We start from the raw sequence: 24007 nt of genomic DNA on the forward strand, positions 1-24007 counted from the left end.
GTCATCAGTCTGCAAATACGCAACACCCACTGAGCTAACGGGAACCCGTCACAAGCGCGCAAAACCGCAGCACCTACTGAGCCGGGGGATATCGTCATCAGTCTGCAAATACGCAACACCCACTGAGCCAACGGGATACCGTCACAAGCGCGCAAAACCGCAGCACCTACTGAGCCAGCGGGATATCGTCATCAGTCTGCAAATACGCAACACCCACTGAGCCAACGGGAACCCGTCACAAGCGCACGAAAAAAGGCAGGCCCCTAATGGCCTACCTCGCCTCGGATAAAATGCAGTTTTGCGACTCGTTTCTTAAATGCTCCAATTGCTGCGTGACCTCTTCGATCATCCGGACGAAGGAGAGCAGCCTTTGAGCGCTTGCGGCTTGATCTTCCGCGTATCCGGCGGCAAGCTCCGACTCCTGCCGAACTTGCGAAAGCAGCCGGTTGACGCGAGACAACCGATCCTCTACGGATTTCAAGGAGTCCTTGGACATGCTGGCAAGCTTGGGGATCTCAGCCGCCCCACTTCGAATCCCCGCCCGTATTCGTTCGCTCTGGCCGCCTCGATCGCCGCGTTCAGCCCTAAAATATGCGACTGGTCGGCGACTTCTTTCATGACCGTTCCCAGCATTTGCACGAACGGACTTCATCGGCCAATTCCTTGATGCTGCCGTGGGTAACCTTTTGCGATTCCGCCGTGCGGTCCGCCGTTTCCGCCGTGCGGTCCGCCGTTTCCGCCACGTGCTCTCCGCTGCCGCTGAGCTCAGTCATCATGGAAAACAAATCCTGAACGGCGGCGTTTACGCCCGTAAGGAGATTTTTTTGTTCGGCCGCCAGCCATGATGTCCGTCAGCTCGGGAATGGCGCTTATTCGCCGGTACAGCTCGTCCACGAGCCGGTCCGCCACTTTGTTAAATTCGTTTTCTTTTCCATGGAGCATAGACAAATCCCGATCCGTTATGCCGACGTAGTCCAACTGTTTTTTCCGATCAGGGTGCAATGAGATCAAGCGAATCCCCCTTCTGTCATTCCAAGGATGCTTATCGCCGGAGGATAGGCTTTATCAATGGGTACTATTACATATATCGGCAGCAATTCCTGATTCCGCAATAGGAGTTTACGCATATTTTACAATGATCTCTCCGCTTGACATTGGAGCTTTTAACCATTATCATGAACATATGAATAATTGCTCATATATATAAATTGCTTTTTTGCTGTTCGATTTCGTTTTTTCGCATATCATACGTTTGGCAGACGTTTCGCCGCTGCCGGGCAGCAAAGGGGTTTTCCGGATGACCAATCATACGCATTCTCACGATCACGAGCATTCTCACGATCACGAGCACGATCTCGAACGATCGCCGAGCCGCGGACATTCCCATCATCACGGGGGCCATAACCACCATCACGGCCACCATCACGGACACCATCATGGACACGACCATGCAAGATCCGGCAATAAAAAAGGGCTGGCCATCGCCCTGTCCATTACGGTCGGCATTATGGCGCTCGAGTTCGTCGGCGGCTTATGGACGAACAGCTTGGCGCTGCTGTCCGACTCCGGGCACATGCTGAGCGACGCCAGCGCCTTGCTGCTCAGCCTCGTCGCGATCTGGTTCGCATCGAAGCCGTCTTCCCCGAGCAAAACGTACGGCTTTTACCGGTTTGAAATTTTGGCCGCGCTGTTCAACGGCATCGCGCTTTTCGTCATTGCGGGATTTATCGTGTGGGAGGCGATTCAGCGGTTCGGCAATCCTCCCGAAGTCGCGAGCGGATCGATGATGGCGATCGCGGCCGTCGGTCTGCTGGCGAACCTCGCGAGCGCTTGGGCGCTTATGCGGCAAGGCGACGTCAAAAACAACGTCAACGTAAGAAGCGCTTATCTCCATGTGCTGGGCGACGCGCTCGGCTCGGTCGGCGCCATCGTCGCGGGCGTTGTCATGCTTGCCTTCGACTGGTACGCGGCCGATCCGATCATTTCGGTCTTCGTCTCCCTGCTCATTTTGAAAAGCGCTTGGGGCATCATTCAGCATACGGTTCACGTTTTAATGGAAGGAACGCCTTCGTCCATCGACCAGGCCGAGGTGAAGGAATCCCTGATGGCCATCGACGGAGTCAAAGACGTTCACGATTTGCATATTTGGACAATTACTTCGGGCTTCGACTCGCTAAGCTGCCATGTGCTCGTCGAGGACGGAAAAGACTGTCAAGGCGTTCTGCAAAACGCCATCCGCCTCATCGAGCAGAAATACGGCATCGAGCACACGACGATTCAGGTGGAATCCTCGGCGATTCATCACCGGGAGATCAAAGTTTAGCCGCCGCTCGCAGGCAGCAGAGAAGCCGAGGGCGCCGGGGCTTGCGTCCTCAAGCCTCGGCGTTCGCTTTGTTTCGGTCGCCGACGACGACCGTAAACTCCTGCTGCTTGCCGTCGCGAACGACCGTCAGCGTCAATTGGTTGCCGATCTTGGCTTCCGCTATGCGGTCCTGCAGATCGTCCTTGTTCTTTACGTTCTCGCCGTTGATCCGAACGATGACATCGTATTGACGGAGACCGGCTTCGTACGCCGGCGTTCCCGGCAGCACCTGCAGCACCATCGCGCCCTCGCGGGAGCCGAGCTTCAGCCGGTTCATCCAGGATTCGTCGATGTCGGAAACGGAAACTCCGATGTAGGACGACGGAATCGGCGTTCCGGATTCCAGGTATTCGATCAGCGGAACGACCGTGCCGCTCGGGATCGCAAAGCCGATGCCTTGGGCTTGGGTGCTTTTGGCCGTATTGATGCCGATCACATGTCCGCTTAAGTCGATCAGCGGCCCGCCGGAGTTGCCGGAGTTGATCGAGGCGTCCGTCTGCAGCAGATGCCTGTATTCCCTTTGTCCGCTGCTGCTCACGACCGGGATGTCGCGCTCTTTGGCGCTGATGACCCCGACCGTCACCGTGTGCTCGAAGCCGAACGGATTGCCGATGGCCACGACCCAATCGCCCACGTTCAATTGATCGGAATCCCCGAACGACAGCGTGGAGAATGAACGGCTTCCGTCGATTTTGAGCACGGCGAGGTCGTGTTCCGCGCTCGATCCCAGCAATTTCGCCACGAACGGCTCGTTTTCTCCCTGGACCGTCACTTCGATCCGATCCGCCCCGCTGACGACATGCTCGTTGGTCAGAATGTAACCGTCGGCCTTGTAGAAAAAGCCGGAACCGGCTCCGATCCGCTGCAGTTCTCCGCCTTCCGAAGCTCTCGGCTGCTGCTCCGGATCCCCGAAAAAGTACCGGAAAAACGGATCGTTGAAATAAGGCGACGTCTGCCTGCCCGACTTGGCGTACGTTTCGATCAGGACGACCGCCGGATTCGAAGCTTGCACGATGTCGGGGATCGAATGGGTCTTGCCGGCCGACAGCGCCACGTTCATTACCCCGCCCTGCCGGACGGCTGAACCGGACGCATAGCTTTCTTCCGGAGAAGGCCCGACGAAAGGATTCACTCCCGCGGCGACCAGCAACATCGCCCCGACCGCTCCGCCCGCGACGGCGGCTGCGGCTCTTGTCCATTTTCCGCGAAACATCATCAAGATTCCTCCCGCAAAAATTTCTGTCGGATTAATCCATAACGTTTCCACCCTTTATCATAATTTCCATCCTTAAATCCGCCTTAAACGCAGGTGAAAAAAAGATGAATTTCGTCCGAGCAGCCATCGGCAAACCATCGCCCCGATTCGGCTGAAAGTTTGCTTCGGCGTTCGGTTGAAATTCATCTCCATGCCGTCTGCCTTTACATCTCCGCCCGTCTGCCCTCCGCTTGCCGGACGCGGTCGGAGGAAACCGCGCTTCGATTGCCGAGCAGCAGCAGCGCCGAACCGATCAGCAGCACCCCGTTGAGGACGAACACCCAGCGGATCGGAATCCAGCCGCCAAGCGCGCCCCCGACGATCGGGCCGAGCATCGTCGCCAGCTGGGTAGCCGACTGGTTCAGGCTGAATGCCCGTCCTCGGAACTCCGGCTCCGTCACCTTTACGATCAGCGCGTTCAATGCCGGATAAACGCCGGCGAAAAACAGTCCGTAAACGAAGCGGAGCGCGCCGAACCCCGCGTAATGGCCGACGAAAAACTGCAGAATGTTGCCGATGCCGCCGCCCAGGAGCCCGATGACCAGCACTTTGACGAAGCCGATCCGGCTTCCGATTTTCCCCCATTGCGGCGCCGCGATCAGCGTGGCGATGCCGACCGCGGAAAAGATAATGCCCGATTGCAGCGAAGCCTCGTCCTGATCCGCGCCGAGCTCCATTACGTATACGGTAAGCAAAGGCTCCAGAATCATGACGGAAAACGTAGCCAGCGCCACGAGGCCGAGCGCGCTCGCGAAGGCGCGATTGGAGAACGCCAGCTTGATGTCTTCGCGGACGCGCGAGCGTTTGGCGCTGCGGTTGAAGTTTTTCTCTTTGACGAAAAAATGGGCGATCAGCGCCGAGACAAGCACGATCGCTCCCGAAAACAAAAACGATTCCCGGTTGCCCATGTAGTGGCTCACGACGCCGCCGACAAGAGGCCCGATGATGCCCCCCGTCGCGCCGGACGTCGCCATAATGCCGAGAGCGTAACCGGAATTCCGCTCCGGCGTGTTCGTTCCCACCAGCGCGATCGATGCCGGAACGTAGCCGGCCAGCAGTCCCTGGAACACCCTTACGACGAGAAACAGATACGGATCGTGCACGAAATACGTCAAAACGTAAAGAACCGCCAGGCTATAGCCTGAGCGGATCAGCATCGGCTTGCGGCCGTATTTGTCGGACAACGAACCCCAATAGGGCGCGATCAAGGCGCTGGCCAAAAAGGTGATACCGAAAGCCAAGCCCGACCAGAGCTCGAGATGGCTCGTTACGCCGAGATCCGCATGCAAAAAAAGCGGGAGAAACGGGATCGAAATCGAATACGCCGTGCTGCAGAAAAAGACGCCTACCCAAAGCACAATCAAATTTCGTTTCCAAGAATACTCCATTCCGCCGTCACATCCTGGTGGTTTTTCGTCTCCGGATCGACCGGTAGAGGTAAATTCCCCCTATGATGAAAAGAAGCAGTAGCGCGCCGACCGCATAAGCGATATGCTCGAGATTCGGCACGTTCACAACCAGCTCGAAACGGTTCGCCTCGAACAAATCGACGTTCCATTGATGCGTTCGGCCGCCGTCGGTCACTTCATCGGCGTTGCTTCCGTCCGCCTTGATCGGCAGCGTCAACACGATCGCGAACTTGAGCTGGCTTTGAATAAGCTTCTTCATCAAGTCCGGCAGCGTCGACAGTTGCCCGATCCATTCCTGCTGGCCTTGCTCAAGCATCGGCGCCAAATCGAGGGTAACCGCCACCGCATGCTTCGTGTAAAACCATTTTTTCTCTTCGGCATCCTCCACTTCGATGCCCTCCGGGAGGTCGGTCAAATCGCCGCTGTACTCCCTGAGATCGACGCGTCTGGAGGCCTCGATTTGGGCTTGTCCGTCCCGGTCGGTAATCCGAACGCCCATTCCCGCCTGTTCGAAGCGTTCGGCCAACTCGTTCATAATATCCGCTTTGCCGATGGCGGTTAAAATTTGCTTGCTGACCGAAAGGTCGAGATCGAGATCGGCGGTCCCGTTCCGGTTGATCGTCACGTGCGCTTCCCCTTGGGCGCAAGAGGAAAGCAATAGCACGCTTCCGACCAAAAGGGCCAACAGCTTCGTCCATTTTCGAGCGCGTCCGTGTTCGTTCATGTGTCACCCGATTCCATAGTTGTCTGCTTTTATTCTATCAGAATCGAACGACGGAATGGAGGTCGGGGACAAATTTGTACGACTATTCTGCAAGTTTTTCCGTGTCGCTTCGTTCGGGCGGCTTGAGCAATCCCAGCTCCAAACAGTGCCGGACGGACAGCATCTTCAATTCCCCGCCGAACCGAATGCCGATCGTGTCCCGCTCCAAGCCCGCAATGACGCCGATGCCGAACGCCCGGTGCCACACTTCCGAGCCGACCGCCAGTTGCGACGCATCCGAAATCGCGTCCGGATCGCGTTCGCGACGCTCCGTTTTGTCGGGCGGCCCGCCCCGATCGCTCGCGGCGGCTTCCGGCTTCGCCGGCTCCTGCAGCCGGCGCACCGCGGCGACGAACGGGGACTCCTTCGTCTCCATTCCGTCCTTCCACTTGTAAGTCAACAGCTTCAGGTCCCGCTTCGCCCGGGTCATGCCGACATAAAACAGCCTCGCCGCTTCCTCCATCGCTTCCGGCCGCCCGGCTTTTTCTTCGTCGGTCTCCTCCTTCGAGGGAAGAATTCCGTCAATCAGATCGATCATATACACCCGCTCGAATTCCAGCCCTTTGGCGCTGTGCAGCGTGGACAGCGTTACCGCTTCCTCGCCCTTGCGGGTCTTGGCTTTTCGCATGACCGCCTCCAAATAGGTAAGCCGCGCGGCGAACTCCTCCATCGTGCCGAGCGTATCCGCAACCGATTCCAGCGTGTTCAGCACCCCGGCCAGGTAGTCTTTGCGGAACCCGAGATTTTCGCACATTTTGTCCAGCGCCTTCTCGTAGCCGAGCTTGCCCCGGATCGTGCGGATCGCCTGAAGCGGCGGCGCTCCTTTCATCTTTTCGATCGTTTCCTTCAATTCTTCCAGCAGCTTGGGCTGATAGTCCTGAAGGGGCACGCGCAGCAGCAACTCGTCGAAAACGTTGCCCCCGCCCGCGGCCGCTTTCAATTGCGCCATCTGCTGCTTCGTAATATACCCGCCCATCTTGGCATGAATGCGCTCGAGCAAATCCGGGCGGCGATCGTTGAACGTCATCCGCATGAAATTCAAAATATCCTCGACGACCCAATGGGAAAAAAAGCGGTAATCCGAGTCCTTCATATAAAACGGAATCCCCGCGCGCTCCAGCTCGTTCGCCAGCGCGATCGCCGAGGAATGGTTGCGGTACAGGACGGCGGTTTCGCTTAAAGGGGCCGTCCTGCCAAGCTGCTCCGCCAAATATTTCGTCTGGACGCGATGGTCGTTGAATTGCCGGATGCGGACGGGCGCGTGCGGGGGATTGTCCGTAAACATATTTTTGTCGTATCGGGCTTTATTCCGCTTGATGAAGCGGTTGGCCACCTCGACGATCTGCCTGGAGGAGCGGTAGTTTTGCTCCATCATCAGCACGGCGGCCTGCGGGTATACTTTGCGAAAATCCAGCAAATATTGCGGCTCCGCCGCCCGCCACGTATAAATGCTTTGGTCGTCGTCGGCGACGACGCACAGATTGCCGTGCCCGCGAACCAGCTTTTCGACGATGCGGTGCTGCGCCAGGGACGTGTCCTGGCTTTCGTCCGTCATCACGTAATCGTACCGGCTCTGATATCGGCGGAGCAGTTCGGCGTCGGTCTCCAGCGCTTCGTTCGCGATCGTCAGCATATCGTCGTAGTCGATGAGCCGCAAGCCCGGATCCGACCGCTTGAACGCCTCGTATTCCCGGACGATGTCCGCGGCGCGAGGTACCCCGCATTTTACCTTTTGCCATTCGGCGGGGGGCAAAAGGCGATTTTTGACGAGACTGGCATACGTAAGCAGCTCCTCCATCTGGTCCTCGGTCGGCAGGTCGTGCGCGATTTGCTGGTAAAGGTTGCGGAGGATAGCCTTTTTGTGCAGCGGAAACGGACCGGATTCCGGCGGCGTCCCGTCGTTCCCCGCATCCCCTTCGATCAGGCGGTAGGCGACTCCCTTGCGGCGAAAATGCTCCCTTGCCATCTCGTAAGCCAAACTATGGATCGTCGAAAAACGCACGCCGCCTTCCGCCAATCCCGGAAAAAACGAGGAAAACCGCGCCTTCATATCGCCCGCCGCCTCCCGGCTGAAGGTGACCGCGAGAATGCGGGACGGAGAAACGCCTTTTTCCTCGATCAAGTAGCCGATCCGCATCATCAGCGTCGTCGTCTTGCCGGATCCCGGCGAGGCAAGCAGCAGCAGCTGCCCTTCGGTCCGCATGACCGCTTGTTTCTGCACTTCGTTCAACTTAACGCCGAGTTCCCTTTGTTTACGGCTCCAATAATCTTCCTTGCCGGTCATTTTCGTTTCCCTCTCTATGGCTCTCTTGCTTCGTACCTGAATTTTTTTCTATTATAGCATGGGTAGTTCGCTATTCCTCCCCAAAACTCGGTATTCGCGCCCATCCGAATCAGGCGCTTTCCTGGACGACAACAAGGGCCGAAGCGTCTCCGCTTCGACCCTCTTGTAACTGTTTTTACTCTGCCTGCCCTGCGACTTCCAGCAAGCGCAAAATTATGACGGCCGCCTCCGCGCGGGTAGCCTGATCGAACGGAGCGAACCGGCCGCCGGATTTTCCGGCGACGAGGCCCGCCCGCCCGGCTGCGGCAGCCGCCGCCTTCGCCCATGCCGGGATATCGGCGCTGTCGGAGAAGCTTTCGGCCGAAGCCTCTTCATCCGGCGGCAGCTGCAGCGCCCGCGCGATCATCGTCGTCATTTCCGCCCGGCTGATCGGCGCGGCCGGACGGAACGTTTGATCCGCATAACCGCTGACGAGGCCCGAATCGACCGCCGCGGCTGCGAGCGGGCGAGCCCAACCGTAGATCGCTTCCGAATCGGCAAAATTCGGAGCGCCGCCATTCAACGAAAGCCCGAGCGCGCGAACGAGCATCGCGACAAATTCGACGCGCGAGATCGCTTGATCGGGCAGGAAGCTCCCGTCCGCATACCCGGTAACGATTCCTTTTGCCGCGGCTTCAAGGATCGCCGTTTGCGCCCAATGTCCCCCGATGTCCGAGAAATCGGCCGCCGGAGGGACCGAAGGCTCCTCTTCCGCCTCGTCGTCAGGGACGGAGAAAACGGCAACCTTCGAAAAACGAGCGATTTGCGCCGCGAAGACGTCGCCTTCCGTTCGACCCTCGATTTCAACCCAACGCTCGAGACTTTCGTCATAGAAGAACAACGCCGCTCGGCGTTCCTCTCCGACGCTATCTGCCGCGAACTTCATGCGGATCGCAACAGGCTCCTTGAGGGCTCCGCCGAAGCTGTTGAGCAAATCGAAAACCGGACTCAACGGCCGATAGTCTGCCGGAATACGTTCGGAGTCGACCTCGCTTTTTTTGATCGTCAGCGTAAACGCGCCGTCATAGGCATTCCCCGGAATTATGAGTTCAAGCTCGTCTCCAAAGCCGGCCGTGCAGCCCGAGGCCCCGCATACGATATAGCGTTCGTTCGGATTGGCCGGAATCGGGACGGGCGTTTGCGGAGATGCGATCGGGTCGGCAACGATCACCCGAACTTTCGCCGTTATCCCTTGCGGATTCGTTATCCCCTCGGGAAGCGCCAACGAGCCTTCGAACGCGTAGGTTCCCGCCACGTTTCCGTCATAGGCCGGGGTCCCGCCATCCCACATGACGTTAACGTTGATTCTGGCGCCGTCGTTAAGCGTGACTTCCGCCTGGGCGGGCAAAGCTACGGCATCCAGGACCGTTCCGTTCGCGACTTCAATGTCTTCCAAATCGCTTATGCCCGCAATCGTCAAAGGCTCGGGTTCCGTCTCCTCTTCCACGGAGAAAACGGCAAACTTGGTAAAATGGTCAACCTTGGCCACGAAAGTCGAGCTTGCAACGGTGCCCGCCACTTCTACCCATAACGCGGTCTCTTCGTTATAGTAGAACAATGCCGCCCTGCGCCCGTCTCCGATTCCGTCAAAATCGAACGCGAAATGGATCGTAATCGGCGTTTTAAAGTTCCCGGCAAAGCTTTTGAGCAGTTCGAAAACCGGGCTTAGAAGCCGGAAGCCGGCCGGAACGAGGTCCTCCGCATGTTCTACCTTTCGCATAGTCAACGTAAACGGGCCGTCATAAACGTTGCCGGGAATTTCAATGCTGAGCTCTTCCCCGAAGCTGGCCGTACAGCCCGAAGTCTCGCATACGACAACAACCTCGTTCGGCGGCTCCGGATTTGCCGGATCGGCGACGACAACTTCGACTGACGCTTTAAAGTCATCGGGATTCGTCACGCCTTCCGGCAGCGTCAACGTTCCGGTGAAGGTATAGGTTCCCGGCGTATTTCCATCATAGCTTGGGTTGCCGGTATCCCATGCGACGTCGGCCATCGCAACCGTATCGTTGCTGAGCGCAACTTCCACCTGGGCCGGGAGATCCACCTCCGCAAGACTCGTTCCATAAACGACCGTAATGACGCTCGGTTGCATCACTCCCGCAACGGTTATCGGCACAACCGGCGCGGCGTCCACGATCACGTTCACCTTCGCCGTAAGGCCGTTCGGGTTCGACACGCCCTCCGGCAGCGTCAGCGTGCCGGTGAAGGCGTATGTGCCCGCAACGTTGCCATTGTACGCCGGGCTGCCTCCGTCCCACGTCACGTCCGCGTTCGCAGTATCCCCGTTGCTCAGCGTGACCTCTACCTCCGTCGGCAGGCCGACCGAGCCCAGCTCCGTCCCGTTCGCGACCGGAATATCCGCCAGTCCCTCGACGCTCTCCATAGGCGCGGCGTCCACGATCACGTTCACCTTCGCCTTCAGGCCGTTCGGGTTCGACACGCCCTCCGGCAGCGTCAGCGTACCGGTGAAGGCGTACGTGCCCGCAACGTTTCCGTTGTACGCCGGGCTGCCTCCGTCCCACGTCACGTCCGCGTTCGCAGTATCCCCGTTGCTCAGCGTGACCTCTACCTCCGTCGGCAGGCCGACCGAGCCCAGCTCCGTCCCGTTCGCGACCGGAATATTCGCAAGGCCGCTCACGCTTTCGACCGGCGCGGCCCCTACGACGACGTTCACCTTCGCCGTCAAGCCGTCCGGGTTCGACACGCCCTCCGGCAGCGTCAGCGTGCCGGTGAAGGCGTATGTGCCCGCAACGTTGCCATTGTACGCCGGGCTGCCTCCGTCCCACGTCACGTCCGCGTTCGCAGTATCCCCGTTGCTCAGCGTGACCTCTACCTCCGTCGGCAGGCCGACCGAGCTCAATTCCGTCCCGTTTGCGACCGGAATATTCGCAAGGCCGCTCACGCTTTCGACCGGCGCGGCGCCAACGATCACGTTCACCTTCGCCGTCAAGCCGTTCGGGTTCGACACGCCCTCCGGCAGCGTCAGCGTGCCGGTGAAGACGTACGTGCCCGCAACGTTTCCGTTGTACGCCGGGCTGCCTCCGTCCCACGTCACGCCCGCGTTCGCGGTATCCCCGTTGCTCAGCGTGACCTCTACCTCCGTCGGCAGGCCGACCGAGCCCAGCTCCGTCCCGTTCGCGACCGGAATATTCGCAAGGCCGCTCACGCTTTCGACCGGTTCCGGCAGGTTGACGGTAAACGTAAATTCCTCCGTTTCTCCAACCTCGTAGCCGGCCGAATAGTCCTCCTTGTACCGTACAAGCACGGTTAAATCCCCTTCAAATAAAGGTTCCTCCCCCGGCACGTAGGGCGTATATGTAACTCCGCCATCCGTCGAGTATTCCATCGAAGCGTCGAGCCCGAAAATCCGATTGGCGGCATCGTCAACCATCAACCCGGACGGCGCCCCGACCTTCAAGCGGATGACGGCCCCGGCGCTATAGCCCCCGCAGCCAGGTAGCTGCCGTCTTCCGATTGCTTCACATATTTCAAATTGCCGGCGCCTTCGATCCACTTCTGCCACTGCTTGGTTCCGTCGGAGGCCAACTTTAGCAGCATTCCGTTTCCGTCCGCATTGTCTCCGCCGCTTACGATAAAACCGCCGTCTTTCGTCGACGAAATCGAAAAAGCCAGCGACGTTCTGCCGGCGGGATACGTTTTCCGCCAGATTTCGTTCCCTTGCTCGTCGACCCGGATGACCAAGGCATCTTGCGAGGACGTATAGGCATTGCCCACAAGCATATAGCCGCTCTGATCTTCCAGCCGATAAATTCCCTCTAGCACCGAGTCGGCCGAACCGTAGGTCCGCTCCCAGACGACTCCCCCTGAAAGATCCAACTTCATGGCATAGCCGATCGAGTCGCCATCGCCGACGACAATATAGCCTCCGTCCGCTGCAATCGCGCTGCGAACGTATCGATCGTCGCTTCGAGCGATCACGAGATCGGAAGAAGTTTTAACGCCGTTCTCGTCCGTCCAAAACAAAACGGCGTCCCGATTCAATCCCACGGAGGCCGTATTGTGATAACCGATCACAACGTAACCGCCGGAAACGGGAAGGACCCCCGAACGCCGCCGTAAAGCGGCTCCGAACGTTGCCACAGCACATTGCCGGCGCCGTCGAGCTTCCCGTATACCCACTTGTAATCGGGGTCTGCGCTTCCCGCGTAAACGTAACCGCCGTCAGGCGTTTCCCCGACGCTCATCAGAGACGGCAAGTCCCCGCCGATCGTTTCCCTGGACCATTCTATCGCGCCGTCCGGTCCGATCTTCATGACCGTCCCTCTGCCGGCGCCGATAAATCCCCCGTCCGAGGTCGGCTTGAATCCGGAAAACCCGCTAAGCCCGCTGTAATCCGTCTTCGCGTACGCGAGCCGATCGCCGGCTTCCGCCGCCCGAACGGGAACCGCCAACGCCGGAACGAGCAGAACGAACGACATCAGCAAACCGATCAGCCGCTTATAGCGCCTTATTTTCGACATCGGTTACCTAACCTCCAGCTCTATCAAATCGGAAATAAACAGAATACTTCTATTTTAAAATAAAAAGGCATGCAAAAAGTCCCCCCTGAGGGGGATGCTGAAAACGACGGCTAAGACATCGCACGCTCATCGTTCCCTATGCTCCGTCCTTTCGCCGCCTCGGGCGGCCCGCAGCACGGCTTCGCCGCGATTTTTCACGCCCAGTTTATCGTAAATGCGTCTGCGGTGCGTCTTCACCGTCTCGTAGGCGATGCCGAGCCTGCCCGCGATTTCCTTGCCGCTCAGCCCGTCCAGCAAACCTTCGTAGACATCCATTTCCCTGGGCGTAAACAACGCGCTCAGCGGATGCGCCTCTCCTTCCGCCTCGCCGGGAGCTTCCATTCCGGCCAGAACGGTCCGCACGAAGGAAACGGAGGCAGCCGCAGAGCCCCGATAACGGCCTTGCCGCTTCGCCGCGGCCATCTCCCGCAGCAGGCTCCGCAGCGGCGGCCCCTCGTCCATCAACAGGCGAACGAAATCGTTCGCTTCACAAATTCGCAGCGCCTCCTCCAGTTGGATGAGCGCTTTTCGCAGGTCTCCCTGCTCGTGCAAGTATCGCGCCTGCAGCGCCATAATCTCGACCGCATCGAGCAGCCGTTTTTCCCGCTGGGCCGCATGCAGCAGTTTTTTGAGCAGGACAAACGCCTCTTCCCCCCGCCCCTTCTCCAGCAGCACCCGCGAGAATAATTCGTAATCGTATAGCAGATAAACGGAAACCGGATCGGAAACGCCCAGCCCGCTGCGCTCGCCCCATTCCAGCGCGGCAGCCGCATCTCCTTTTAAAAGCCGCAACCGGCACAGCTCCATATCCAGCTGCTCCACCCCGCGTTCGAACTCCATTGCCCCCATCCGCCACTTGCCCGACTCCAAAATTTCGACGGCTTCGAAAAGACGGCCTTGGGCCCCCTTAATCCTCGCCAGGCAGATCCAGCCGGGAACCAGCTCGTATTCCGACCGGTTCGGATTCCGCTCCGCCCATTTCACGCCTTCGGCGGCGTACCGTTCCGCGGCTTCGAGATCGTTCCAGATATAGAGCATTTCCGCATGGTTAACGAACAGCCGCCCTAAAAAAACAGGATTAACGGCCCTGTATAATTCGGCCAACTGAAGCGTATAAGGCTCGGCAATCGCCCTGGCGACTTGTCCGCTGCCCATTTTGTAGGCACGGGCCGTGGCCGCCTGCAGCGGGGCGTCCGGCTGGCCGAAAATAATTTTGATTCCGTCCGGAGCATAGCGGGCGACAAGCTCGTAGTGCTTGCGGGCTTCGGCCAAATCATGGCGTCCGAACACCATGATCGTGCCGCGTACATAGTGCGACATGGCGAGAAACCGATTCCGCTCCTCCTCGCTCATGTCCTCCGAAGCGGCAGCGAACCAGCTTTCGGCTTCGCCCATCAGTTGTTCGGCCAGCAAGATGTCGTTCGCATCCTCCGCCACAAGGGAATTGACATAGGAAAAAAACAACGCCGGATGCGTCAGCAAAAAAGGAGTCGGGATCGAGGACAGCCACTTGCGCAGGTTCGACCATTCCCAATCGATAATCCGGGAGGCCATCTTTTCCAGCACGAAGACGGCCCGCTTGTAATCGCCGCCCAGCAAGTAGTATTCGACGGCCTCCTCCTGCAAGTTCCGCTCCTCGCACCAACGTCCCGCCGCCTCGTACAGCGAAGCTGCCCGCTCTTCGCCTTCAAGCTCGAGCCGTCCCCGCAAAAATTCGGAAAACAAATGATGGAACCGGAACCAGCTCCCCTTCGAATCCAGCGGGACGACAAACAGCTGGGCGCGTTCGAGCTCTCCGACGAGCGAACCCGCGTCCTCGAAGCCGGTTACGCCGCGGCACAGCGACGCATTCCAACGCTTTAATACGGAAATTTTTCGCAAAAACGAACGCATTCTCCCGGACAACCCCTCATAAACCTCTTCCATTAAATATTGCCGGACCCGGCGGCTATCCCCGGCGAATTCGCGCACGAACGAAGCGCTGTCCTCCAGGCTCCGCATCGACAACAACGCGAGCTTGAGTCCGGTCACCCAGCCTTCCGTCCGTTTGACCAGTTCCGCGGTCCCTTCCTTTCCCAGCGCGACCCGCGCCTCGCGGAAGAAGCTTTCCCCTTCCCGGGCATCGAACCGCAGATCGTCGGCCGACAAACGCAGCGCCGTTTGCCTTGCTTCCATCCGCGCCGCGGCAAAGCCCGGCTCGGTCCGGCTGAGCAGGCAAAGATGGAGATGAGCCGGGAGATGCTCCGCTAAATAGGCGACTCCCCGGTTCAGCCGGTCTTCCCGGATGAGATGAAAGTCGTCCAATACGATAAGCAGAGGCCCGGATAACCGATTCAACACGTTCAAAAAGTAAATGAGCCCTTGTTCGAAGTTTCCGGTATGAAGAGGAGACAGCACCGGCTTGACGTCGTCCATAAAGCCGGGTCTGAGGCGATCGATGGCGGCCGCGATGTAGCGCCACATCCGGGAACCCTCGTTATCGCCTTCATCAAGCGAAACCCAGGCGGCGTCGATCCCGCATTCCCGAATCCATTGGCAGGCAAGCGTCGTTTTGCCGAAGCCGGCCGGAGCGCATACGAGCGTCAGGGCGCCGTTCAGAGCTTCGCCCAGTTTTTGCGTCAAGCGGTTCCGTTCGATCAGGGAAGGAGCCGGTCGGGGGATTTCCAGTTTGGAATGAAGCAGCGATTCGGTAAGGAAACGGGGTTCGGAATCTGGTTGTTCCATATGGGAGCTCCTTCGCGTTCTATCGAATAAAGCTAGTATAAACCTAAATTACGAAAGCCTATAGAATCAGGCTTTTGAAGACGCAGAACTTGGATTTCACAACCAATTATGGAGGCAGAATATGCAGTCAAAATGGAATGCGAGCAAAAATGCCGTTACTTTCCCCCTCCCCACATGAAGGGGCAACGGGATTTCCAAGACACAAATTGGGATTATCGTTTATTCCAATAAAATACTTTTTCGCTCCATTCGTCGCCATGCCCACTGGTTTTGGAAAGACGTACTCAGTTTCAATGTCATTTGGCGGGCATGCTGGACAAACACACCTGCACAAACAAAAAACGTTCGCCGGAACCGCTGGATGGTGTAGGATCGGTGAATCGGCTCACAACAATGATGCTTGAATCGCTCAAAGAGATTATAGGCGAGCAGCTTTAAGAGCAGGTCGATTTCATTGGCGGCAAACGACTGCGTTGGAATGCGGTGGATGGCAAAGCCATTCTTGCCTTCCTTGATGTAGTTCTCCATGCAGCAGCGCTGGTTGTAGAACCGCCACACATCGATGGCTTCCCATTCCTCCGTTGTGACCATGGCTTCGTATTGCCAAAGCAAATCCAGTTCCAACTGAGACTGATCCCCGTCCCAACGCGGCATTTTGCGGATGACAGCAACACGACGCATCTTCTTCCAACCGATCGCTTGGTAGGCCAGCACGATGCCTTCAATGATCCAGTCCTCGTCCACAAAGCGTGTCCAATGCGCACAGGTTTTGACTTGGTCCTGGAGACGACTTGTCCATTTCAGCTTGCCGACGTAGCCGATCTGACGGGACTCCCAGAACGCGTAGAAGTCTTCTCCGCCAAAGCCTTTGTCAAACCGGGCATAGCGTACGTGGTGGGATTCCAACAACGCCAGCGTTTGCCGGGCAAACGAAAGGACGTCGGTCGAACTGCTCGTGTTGCCGGGACGCAGCGCGGCATTCACTAGCATTCGCGACTGCCCTTCGTACACGAGAAGGGGATGATAGCTCTTTCGGCCGCGCTTCTGACTGTTAAAACCGACTTCCGCTCCCTGCTGGTTGCCGTACACCGTCTCAACAGTCGAATCCAGATCGAGAATCAAGGAGTCGGGTAGCTGCGGTGCAATGATTTCGACATTCAGGTTTCGCAGGGCTGGCGCTAAATGGTCGTGGGCTTTGCCCAGACGAAGCAATTCCTTGTTTAACAATGTGTGATGCGGCACCCGGCCGCCCAGCGCCTGGGCGATCAAGGCATCACCTTGTAGGGATTTGAAATGAAAGAGACGTTCGCAGCCCAAAATCCAGCCGATGATGAGCATCTGCAGAATGCGATGCGTCGGAAAGATGGCATTCGCCGCTTTGGCTAGTCCAAGGCTCCGAAGGGCTTGATTCAAACCGATGTTTTCAAGAAATCCGAGGATCACCTTGCTTCCTGCAAAATTTGTTGCATTTCTCATAGAAAATGCCGTTTTCAATGACGCGATTTTTGTGGTAGACTTCACCTTAAGGGTGCTCCTCTCTTGGTTGGTGATGTTCTAGGCAAACACCATTCTACCAAAGATCTGGGCACTTTTTCATGTTTTTATGAGGTGGTACTTTCGTAATTCAGGATAAACGATGATCGCGACGAGAAGAACCCCGAACGGCGATCGGCGTGCTGCCTCAAGTCCGCGTGGCGCGCTGCTCAGGTCCGCGTGGCGCGCTGCCTTGAGTCCGCGTGGCGTGCTGCCTTGAGTCCGCGTGGCGTGCTGCCTCAAGTCCGCGTGGCGTGCTGCCCTCGAGTCTATGCGGCGTGCTGCCTTAATTCATTTCCGGAGTTTAGCTTTTTCCCGCGTTCGCGAACAGGAGGGAGAGTTAGGCCGTCCGCCGGCTTTCAGAATAAATCGGAACTCTGGAGGGAGCCTAAGTATTCATAATGATAGATTTTGCCCGAGGTTCCCTTGGGAACGGCGCGGAATCTCCCTTTTCGGACAAGCTGGCGGCAGTATTTGATAACGGTTTGCTTGTGGAGTTCAAGCTCGCTTGCCGCCGCGGATGGTCGAACCATCCGATTGTGGCGAATCGCCAAACGCATCAACTGCCGCTCGATTTTTCCGAAAGTGCGGCCTACGGCAAAATCCTTCTCGTTCGCCGCCGCCAGATACGGAGCTAAAATGCTTCGAACCATCCCTAGCACGAACGGCGGATTCTCCTTCATCTCATCCAAGGAGATGGAGATTACGTAACATTCTTGCGACTGCAAGAACAGCGTCCGATTCAGATCCTTTCGATATTTCGAACGATCCGTGCCATGCGAGCCATAATCCATAATTTCAAACACAAAACGAAGCCCGCCCAAAATCCAGATAAAATCCACGAAATACGACCGTCCCCGCCAGTCCTTAACCTCATATTCGGGATGCAAACCCGCAAAATGCCCCACGAGGGACCACCATATTTTTTCGGCAAACATGCGGTTTCCATAACCATGCCCTCGTTTCAGCGCATCCAGTCGTTCCCCTTGGCGCTTCGACAAGTGCTCCTTTATCCACTTTTCATGCTCGATTTCAAAACCCAATATTCTCACCCTTTCCCGAAATAAATAAAACCCCGATCCCTTCGCTATGGAAGGAATACCGGGGCATGCTTCGCCACAATATGAATCCAATATATAATTACCAAATTATCCTATGCGTTGCAAGAAGTTTTTGAAAAGTCTTATTGTTGCCGCCGAAAGATAACGTCCAATTGCTGGCGGGATTGCCTGTCCGAGAGTTGCTGAATATAATGACCGTATCACAGAAAAGGAAAAGGATGCCTCCCATGTATGTGGGCCTGCGGGAACAGGCTCACGGGATGCATCCCCCAAACAACATGGTCATTGTATCAAAGTATGAGCTGGATGAGAAGTCACCCGGCGTTTTTTGTTCGATGTGCAGAATTGGTTCCCTCTCCCTGCTGTGGAGAAGCGCTTAGTGTCATTGGCAGTCGGAAGCGGAAGCTCACCAGCGAGGACGGAGATCGCCGCTTGCTCGTCATTCGCCGGCTGCGTTGTACACAATGCCGGAAGATCCACCATGAGCTCCCGGATTGTGTGGTGCCGTACAAACGGTACGAATCGGCATGCGTGGAACAAGTCGTATCGGAACATGCGGCTCCATCTACGGTAGCGGCAGATGACGCGACTTTGCTTCGCTGGAAGAACTGGTTTCGCGAACAGACCACATACCTGCTCGGAGCTCTAAGATCTATCGCCATTCGCTTTCATCAGGACCCTGCGAAGAAGCCGTCCGTCTCTACGCAGACTGCACATCACCCTTTCGGACACTACGTCGGGGACGCCCCCGGCTGGCTGGCGCGAATTGTCCGCCCGGTCGCAAATTCAAATTTGTGGTTACATACCCGTTCTGCATTCTTGTCCGGCAAGATGCTGCGGTAGACTCATCTGGAAGTCTACCAAGCGAGGTGCAGAACAGATGAAAGATCAGAAGAAAGCAGAGGCCGTCGCGTCGGAACGCATGCAGCTCCTGTCGCCGCTGCTGGCGGAAGGGCTGGACACCGCCAAAGCCAGCCAGATCAAGCGACAGATATGTGAGCAAACTGGACTCTCCGAGCGGACGCTGCGCCGGTATCTGGCCAAGTATCGCCAAGACGGCTTCGGCGGCCTGAAGCCACGAGGCAAGGGACGCCAGCCGTCAGAGGAGATCATTCCACCAGAAATTGTGGAGCAGGCCATTTTGCTGCGCCGGGAGGTGCCCGGCCGAAGCGTTGCCCAGCTCATTCAGATCCTGGAATGGGAAGGCCGTATAAAACCCGGGCAGATCAAGCGCAGCACGCTGCAGGAAAGATTAGCAGAGCGCGGTTACAGCACGCGCCATATGCGCATGTACGCCGAATCGGGCGTCGCCGCACGGCGGTTCCAAAAGCGCCATCGTAATCGCTTGTGGCACTCGGATATCAAGTATGGCCCGTACTTGCCCATCGGCCCCGGAGGTACCATGAAGCAGGTATTTCTGGTGACGTTTATCGACGACGCGACGCGGTTTGTGCTTCATGGCGAATTCTACCCGGTCATGGACAAGACCATCGTGGAGCACTGCTTCCGCCAAGCCATTCAGAAGTTCGGCGCTCCCGAGGCGGTCTATTTCGACAACGGCAAGCAGTACCGGACCAAATGGATGACGAGGGCATGCTCCAAGCTCGGGATCCGGCTGCTATTCGCGAGGCCCTACTCGCCGGAGGCGACCGGCAAGGTCGAACGGTTTAATCGCGTGGTGGATGCGTTCCTGAGCGAGTCCGCGCTTGAGAAACCGAAAACGCTCGAGCGGCTCAACGAACTGTTTGCCGTATGGCTGTCGGAGTGCTATCAGAACAAGCCGCATTCGGCGCTGGAGAACAAGCGTAGTCCGGAAACGGCGTACCGTAGCGACAAGCAAGCGCTTCGGTTCGTGGATCCGGACGAGCTCGCGAATGCATTCCTGCACTGCGAGACACGCAAGGTCGACAAATCCGGCTGCATCAGCTTCATGGACCGGAAGTACGAGGTCGGCCTGCCGTTCATCGGCTGCACGGTGGATGTGGTGTTCGACCCTGCGGACATCACCGAGCTTACGATCGAGTACGAAGGCCATATACCTTGGCGCGTGCGGGAACTCATCATCGGCGAACGCGCAGGCAAGCGGCCGCAGCTTCCGGAGCATATCGGTCCGCTGCCGGCAGATGCGTCAAGGCTGCTCGCGGCAGCGGAGGATCGCAGCAGGAGTCGCAAAGCGGAGCAGGCGCCGGCCGTGGCTTATCGCCGGATGACCAAGGAGGACGGTCATGTTTGAGTCCTTCTACGGCCTTACCCGCTCACCATTCTCCCGGGACATCTCGACCAGCGAGTTGTACGAATCGGTCACGCTCGAGGAAACGCTCGGGCGTCTGGAGTACGCTGCCCAGCGGCAGTGGTTTGCGGTTGTTACCGGCGATTGCGGCACGGGGAAGACGACGACGATTCGGCGGTTCACCGAAGTGCTGGATCCGGCAAAGTACAAGGTGCTCTACCTATCGGACTCTAAGCTGACGCCGCGGCATTTTTACAAGGGGTTGCTCGAACAACTCGGCTGCGAATCGAAGTTCTACCGCGGCGATGCCAAGCGCCAGCTGCACCGCGAGATTGAGCTTATGCGCGGTATTCATCGATTGCAGCCGGTTGTCGTCGTCGACGAGGCCCATCTGCTGGATCGCGAAATGCTGGAGGAAGTGCGTTTCCTGCTCAATTTCAAGATGGATGCACAGAGCCCTATGGCGCTCATCCTGGTCGGTCAAAGCGAGCTGTGGGATCGCCTGAATATGCAAGCGTATGCGGCGATCCGCCAGCGGATCGACCTGCAGTGCAAGCTGCCGCACTATGATCGTGCCCAGACCGGCGATTACATTAGGCGTCACATGACGTTCGCTGGCGCGGAGCATGACATCTTTACCGACAGCGCGATCGACGACATCTACCGATTCTCGAGCGGCGCCGCAAGGCTGATCAACAAAGTATGTACACATGCACTCATCTACGGCTCACAGAACAAACATCGGATCATTGACGATCATATGGTCAAGCGTGTCATCCAGGGAGAATTATCGTGATTCTCCCTTTTCCTTAAACATCAGGGGACAGATTGACCATCACCAGCAGGACAACTTACACCGTCAACTGGCGGGCATTATGCGTTGGCAGTAACAGTCTTATGCTAGCCGTTTCCGGCAAAATTACCTTATACGATTTTTCACACAAAGTCGTGGCATCCGGTGGGTACATGCCCGATTTTGTATGATTTTTCGTACAAACTTTGGGATGTATCCGCTTCTCAATTCATGGTTGTACGATTTTCCATACAAAATTGCCGCATCCGACCGATAATCTCGCGTTTTTGTATGATTTTTCGTACAAATCCCGGAATGTATCCGTTTTCACACCCTCATTTGTACGATTTTTCATACAAAATTGCCGCATCCGACCGATAAACTCGCATTTTTGTATGATTTTTCGTACAAATCCCGGAATGTATCCGTATTCAGGCTCGCGATTGTACGATTTTTCATACACCCCCGTCCACAAACGGCATACCGCCTTTGACAGCAGAAAAGCCGATCCTCCGGCAGATTCACCTGCCAAAAGGGGCGGCTTTTCCGAATGTCAGTCAAAGCAAATGCGCACATCAACCGCGGTAAGCGACGTAGCTGGACGGATTTTCCCGGACGAGCACCTGCAGCAGCTTCGGCTTGTTCGGAAGGGCTTCGAGCTCCTTGTCGATCATATGGAACAGCGTTTGCGCGATGCCTTCGGTCGTCGGGAACGTCTCGGAAAATTCGGGATGGTCGTTGAGCACCGTGCTGTCGAATTTGTCGTATACCATTTCGTTGATCGTGCCGAAGTTGACGAGGAAGCCCGAATCAGCCAGCTCGTTGCCGCCGATCGTGATGTTGACGATAAACGTATGACCGTGCATATTGCGGGACTTGCCCGCGCTCTCGTGCGGATTGAAATGCGCGGAGGCGAGGTGGATATCTTTGTTCAGTTCGAATTTGTAGTTGTGCGCGACAGACGGATAATATTGAAAAAGCATAAGGTCACATTCTCCTTTCGGTAGCTCGATGCGTTCCGGTAGCTCGATGCGTTCCAGTAGCTGGATGCGTTCCGGTAGCTGGATGCGTTCCGGTAGCTCGATGCGTTCCAGTAGCTGGATGCGTTCCGGTAGCTGGATGCGTTCCGGTAGCTCGATGCGTTCCGGTAGCTGGATGCGTTCCGGTAGCTCGATGCGTTCCGGTAGCTGGATGCGTTCCGGTAGCTCGATGCGTTCCGGTAGCTCGATGCGTTCCGGTAGCTCGATGCGTTCCGGTAGCTGGATGCGTTCCGGTCGTTAGGCGCGCCGCCGGGCCGGAACTCCGGCCCAAGGGCGGCAAAGGAACTAGCGCAGGCTTGTTACGCCCGCACCGGATTCGCCAGCGGCTCGAAGCCGTCGATGCGGCATTCGGCCGTGTCGCCGTCCCGGATCTGCACCGCTCCCGGCGTTCCGGTCATCAGGATATCGCCGGGAAGCAGCGTCATGAACCGGGAGTGAAAAGCGACGGCGAACCACGGACGGTACCGCATGTTGAACACCTTGTTCGTATGCTTGACCTCTCCGTTAAGCGCCGTATGAACGGTCAAGTCCAGGACGTTCTCCAGCTCGTCCGGGGTCACCAGCTCGGAGCCGAGGCTGAAAAACGTGTCGAAGCTTTTCGCCCGCGTCAGAAACCGCGGGTTGCGCGCGTGAATGTCGGCCGCCGTCATGTCGAGCGTCGCCGCGAAGCCCGCCACGTACCGGGAAGCTTCCGCCTCGGATACGTTGCGGCATGTCCGACCGATCACGATCGCAAGCTCCGCCTCGGCGTTGATCCGGCCGGCGTCCGCCGGCAGCCGGATCGGCTCGCCCGGCCCGATCAGCGACGTGTCGGGCTTCATGAACCCGACCGGCTCTTCGGCGGGGTCGACCGTTTTCAGCTCCTCGGCGTCCTGCACGTAGTTGAAGCCGATGCCCCAAATTTTGCGCGGGCGCCGGTAGAGCGGGGCGCGCTCATAGCTTCCCGGCGCAAGCGCGGGCATGCCCGCAAGAATCGATTGCCCGCCTTCGGCCAGCCAGGCGCGAACGTCCGCCAGGGCGCCGGATTCGATCAGCTCCAGCATGCCGGTCGGCCAGCTTCGTCCGGCCGACCGGTTCAGCTCCTCCAGCGTGACAATGCCCCGCGCGGTCTGAACGGCCGCCTGTTCAAGCCCGTCCTTGCGAATGGTCGCGAGCCTCATCTTCATAACCCCGCCTTTTTATTCGTCGATTGTTTCGGCCGTTTCGCCTTCCTCGATCCCGGCAAGCAGCGCCTCGGACCGGGCCACGAAGCCGTAGCATTGCTTAACGTTATACAACGTCGCCGCCTCGCAGTACGGCGGCGAAGTCGTGGCGCTGCAATCCGACAGCAGCACGCCGTCGTAGCCGAGACAAACGGCGTCCTGCAGCGTCGCCATCACGCATTGATCCACGTTCACTCCGGCAAACAGCACGGTGCTCACGCTCAAATTGCGCAAAATGCTGTCGAGCGGCGTATCCCAAAACCCGCTCATCCGGTATTTGTCCACGTAAATATCCCGCGGGTCGGCGTCCAGCTCGGACACGACGGCCGCGCTCCAGCTGTCCTTTTCCAGCACGCGGGAGCCGTTGTTCGGCAGGGGGCCGCCGATGCCGATGTCGTCGCCGGACATATTGTATACGTGAAGCACGGACGGGCTCAGATTCATCCTGTCGGCCCGGTTTCCCCAGTTCAGCCAAATGATCGGGACGCCCTCGCGGCGCAGCGCGGGCAGGAGTCGGTTCAGCGGCTCGATCGGCTTTCTCGCCGGGCGATAGTCCGCCCCGATGTAGTCCAGCCACCCGCCCGGGCTGCAAAAATCGTTTTGCATGTCGACGACGACGAGCGCGCTGCGGCCGAGGTCCAGCGTCAGCCGCTGCGGCTCGGCATCGAACGACACGGGCTGCGGCTTTCCCTTCGCCCGGCGGAGATCGACGCGCTCGCCGGATACTTTCCAATGATTGCGGGCATGGCCCAGCGTGTGCATGGCGGTCATAGGCCACCTCCGATAGCT

Annotated in this window: 21 protein-coding genes; 4 read left to right on the forward strand and 17 right to left on the reverse strand. The window is 57.8% G+C overall.

Translation table 11 applies throughout. The features are described from left to right. Positions 1 to 271: 271 nt before the first annotated feature. Genes JW799_RS29180 through JW799_RS03165 form a run of 4 tightly spaced genes read right to left on the reverse strand, consistent with a single transcriptional unit; the run spans position 272 to position 1011 of the window. Entirely contained in the window at positions 272 to 496 is a 225-nt protein-coding gene (locus JW799_RS29180; protein WP_275901435.1) for a hypothetical protein, read from the reverse strand. Beyond that, on the reverse strand, positions 478 to 633 hold the full coding sequence (locus tag JW799_RS29915) for a methyl-accepting chemotaxis protein (protein ID WP_420830671.1): 156 nt from the start codon (positions 631 to 633) through the stop codon (positions 478 to 480). The genes JW799_RS29180 and JW799_RS29915 overlap by 19 nt, the downstream gene beginning before the upstream one ends. After that, entirely contained in the window at positions 615 to 776 is a 162-nt protein-coding gene (locus JW799_RS03160; protein ID WP_176220764.1) for a hypothetical protein, read from the reverse strand. The genes JW799_RS29915 and JW799_RS03160 overlap by 19 nt, the downstream gene beginning before the upstream one ends. Continuing rightward, a complete protein-coding gene (locus tag JW799_RS03165; RefSeq protein WP_205428641.1) occupies positions 766 to 1011 on the reverse strand; it encodes a globin family protein in 246 nt (81 codons plus the stop codon). Before JW799_RS03165 ends, JW799_RS03160 begins: the two co-directional genes overlap by 11 nt. 286 nt (positions 1012 to 1297) lie before the next feature. On the opposite strand from JW799_RS03165, the gene JW799_RS03170 reads away from it, so the two are divergent. Continuing rightward, positions 1298 to 2323 (forward strand): cation diffusion facilitator family transporter, encoded by a 1026-nt coding sequence (locus JW799_RS03170; protein WP_205428643.1) that lies wholly within the window; start codon positions 1298 to 1300, stop codon positions 2321 to 2323. Positions 2324 to 2372: 49 nt separating this feature from the next. Here JW799_RS03170 and JW799_RS03175 read toward each other — a convergent pair whose 3' ends face one another. The 10 genes from JW799_RS03175 to JW799_RS03220 all read right to left on the reverse strand — a co-directional run bounded on the left by JW799_RS03175 (position 2373) and on the right by JW799_RS03220 (position 17944). After that, a complete protein-coding gene (locus JW799_RS03175; protein ID WP_080835950.1) occupies positions 2373 to 3578 on the reverse strand; it encodes a S1C family serine protease in 1206 nt (401 codons plus the stop codon). Between the two features lie 203 nt (positions 3579 to 3781). Continuing rightward, positions 3782 to 5005, reverse strand: a complete 1224-nt coding sequence (locus tag JW799_RS03180; protein ID WP_205428645.1) for an MFS transporter — start codon at positions 5003 to 5005, stop codon at positions 3782 to 3784. Positions 5006 to 5012: 7 nt separating this feature from the next. Then, positions 5013 to 5750 carry a DUF3153 domain-containing protein gene (locus tag JW799_RS03185; protein ID WP_080835945.1) on the reverse strand — a complete coding sequence of 246 codons (738 nt, stop codon included), beginning with the start codon at positions 5748 to 5750 and terminating at the stop codon, positions 5013 to 5015. 82 nt (positions 5751 to 5832) lie between these two features. Beyond that, positions 5833 to 8073: an ATP-dependent helicase gene (locus JW799_RS03190; protein WP_205428647.1), complete on the reverse strand. Its 2241-nt coding sequence runs from the start codon at positions 8071 to 8073 to the stop codon at positions 5833 to 5835. Between the two features lie 175 nt (positions 8074 to 8248). Then, a complete protein-coding gene (locus tag JW799_RS03195; RefSeq protein WP_205428649.1) occupies positions 8249 to 11533 on the reverse strand; it encodes an Ig-like domain-containing protein in 3285 nt (1094 codons plus the stop codon). Next, entirely contained in the window at positions 11530 to 12150 is a 621-nt protein-coding gene (locus JW799_RS03200) for a hypothetical protein (RefSeq protein WP_205428651.1), read from the reverse strand. Before JW799_RS03200 ends, JW799_RS03195 begins: the two co-directional genes overlap by 4 nt. Beyond that, a complete protein-coding gene (locus JW799_RS03205) occupies positions 12147 to 12596 on the reverse strand; it encodes a hypothetical protein (protein ID WP_205428653.1) in 450 nt (149 codons plus the stop codon). The genes JW799_RS03200 and JW799_RS03205 overlap by 4 nt, the downstream gene beginning before the upstream one ends. 126 nt (positions 12597 to 12722) lie before the next feature. Then, entirely contained in the window at positions 12723 to 15359 is a 2637-nt protein-coding gene (locus JW799_RS03210; RefSeq protein WP_205428655.1) for a winged helix-turn-helix domain-containing protein, read from the reverse strand. Positions 15360 to 15578: 219 nt separating this feature from the next. Beyond that, positions 15579 to 16880, reverse strand: coding sequence for an IS1380 family transposase (locus tag JW799_RS03215; protein WP_080832311.1), 1302 nt, complete (start codon positions 16878 to 16880; stop codon positions 15579 to 15581). Positions 16881 to 17251: 371 nt separating this feature from the next. Further along, entirely contained in the window at positions 17252 to 17944 is a 693-nt protein-coding gene (locus JW799_RS03220; protein ID WP_245809732.1) for a hypothetical protein, read from the reverse strand. Positions 17945 to 18259: 315 nt separating this feature from the next. On the opposite strand from JW799_RS03220, the gene JW799_RS28245 reads away from it, so the two are divergent. Genes JW799_RS28245 through JW799_RS03230 form a run of 3 tightly spaced genes read left to right on the forward strand, consistent with a single transcriptional unit; the run spans position 18260 to position 20979 of the window. Continuing rightward, positions 18260 to 18796, forward strand: coding sequence for a DUF6431 domain-containing protein (locus JW799_RS28245; RefSeq protein WP_080832319.1), 537 nt, complete (start codon positions 18260 to 18262; stop codon positions 18794 to 18796). A gap of 37 nt (positions 18797 to 18833) precedes the next feature. After that, a complete protein-coding gene (locus JW799_RS03225) occupies positions 18834 to 20186 on the forward strand; it encodes a DDE-type integrase/transposase/recombinase (protein WP_080832320.1) in 1353 nt (450 codons plus the stop codon). Then, entirely contained in the window at positions 20179 to 20979 is an 801-nt protein-coding gene (locus JW799_RS03230; RefSeq protein WP_080832321.1) for an ExeA family protein, read from the forward strand. Before JW799_RS03225 ends, JW799_RS03230 begins: the two co-directional genes overlap by 8 nt. A 572-nt stretch (positions 20980 to 21551) precedes the next feature. Here the strand turns inward: JW799_RS03230 and JW799_RS03235 are convergent. The 3 genes from JW799_RS03235 to JW799_RS03245 all read right to left on the reverse strand — a co-directional run bounded on the left by JW799_RS03235 (position 21552) and on the right by JW799_RS03245 (position 23989). Next, positions 21552 to 21959, reverse strand: coding sequence for a 6-pyruvoyl trahydropterin synthase family protein (locus tag JW799_RS03235; protein WP_080835931.1), 408 nt, complete (start codon positions 21957 to 21959; stop codon positions 21552 to 21554). A gap of 356 nt (positions 21960 to 22315) precedes the next feature. Further along, on the reverse strand, positions 22316 to 23176 hold the full coding sequence (locus JW799_RS03240; RefSeq protein WP_080835924.1) for a fumarylacetoacetate hydrolase family protein: 861 nt from the start codon (positions 23174 to 23176) through the stop codon (positions 22316 to 22318). A gap of 18 nt (positions 23177 to 23194) precedes the next feature. Next, on the reverse strand, positions 23195 to 23989 hold the full coding sequence (locus JW799_RS03245; RefSeq protein ID WP_240353134.1) for a cysteine hydrolase family protein: 795 nt from the start codon (positions 23987 to 23989) through the stop codon (positions 23195 to 23197). Positions 23990 to 24007 lie beyond the last annotated feature (18 nt).

This window comes from Cohnella algarum (assembly GCF_016937515.1).
Taxonomy (GTDB): domain Bacteria; phylum Bacillota; class Bacilli; order Paenibacillales; family Paenibacillaceae; genus Cohnella; species Cohnella algarum.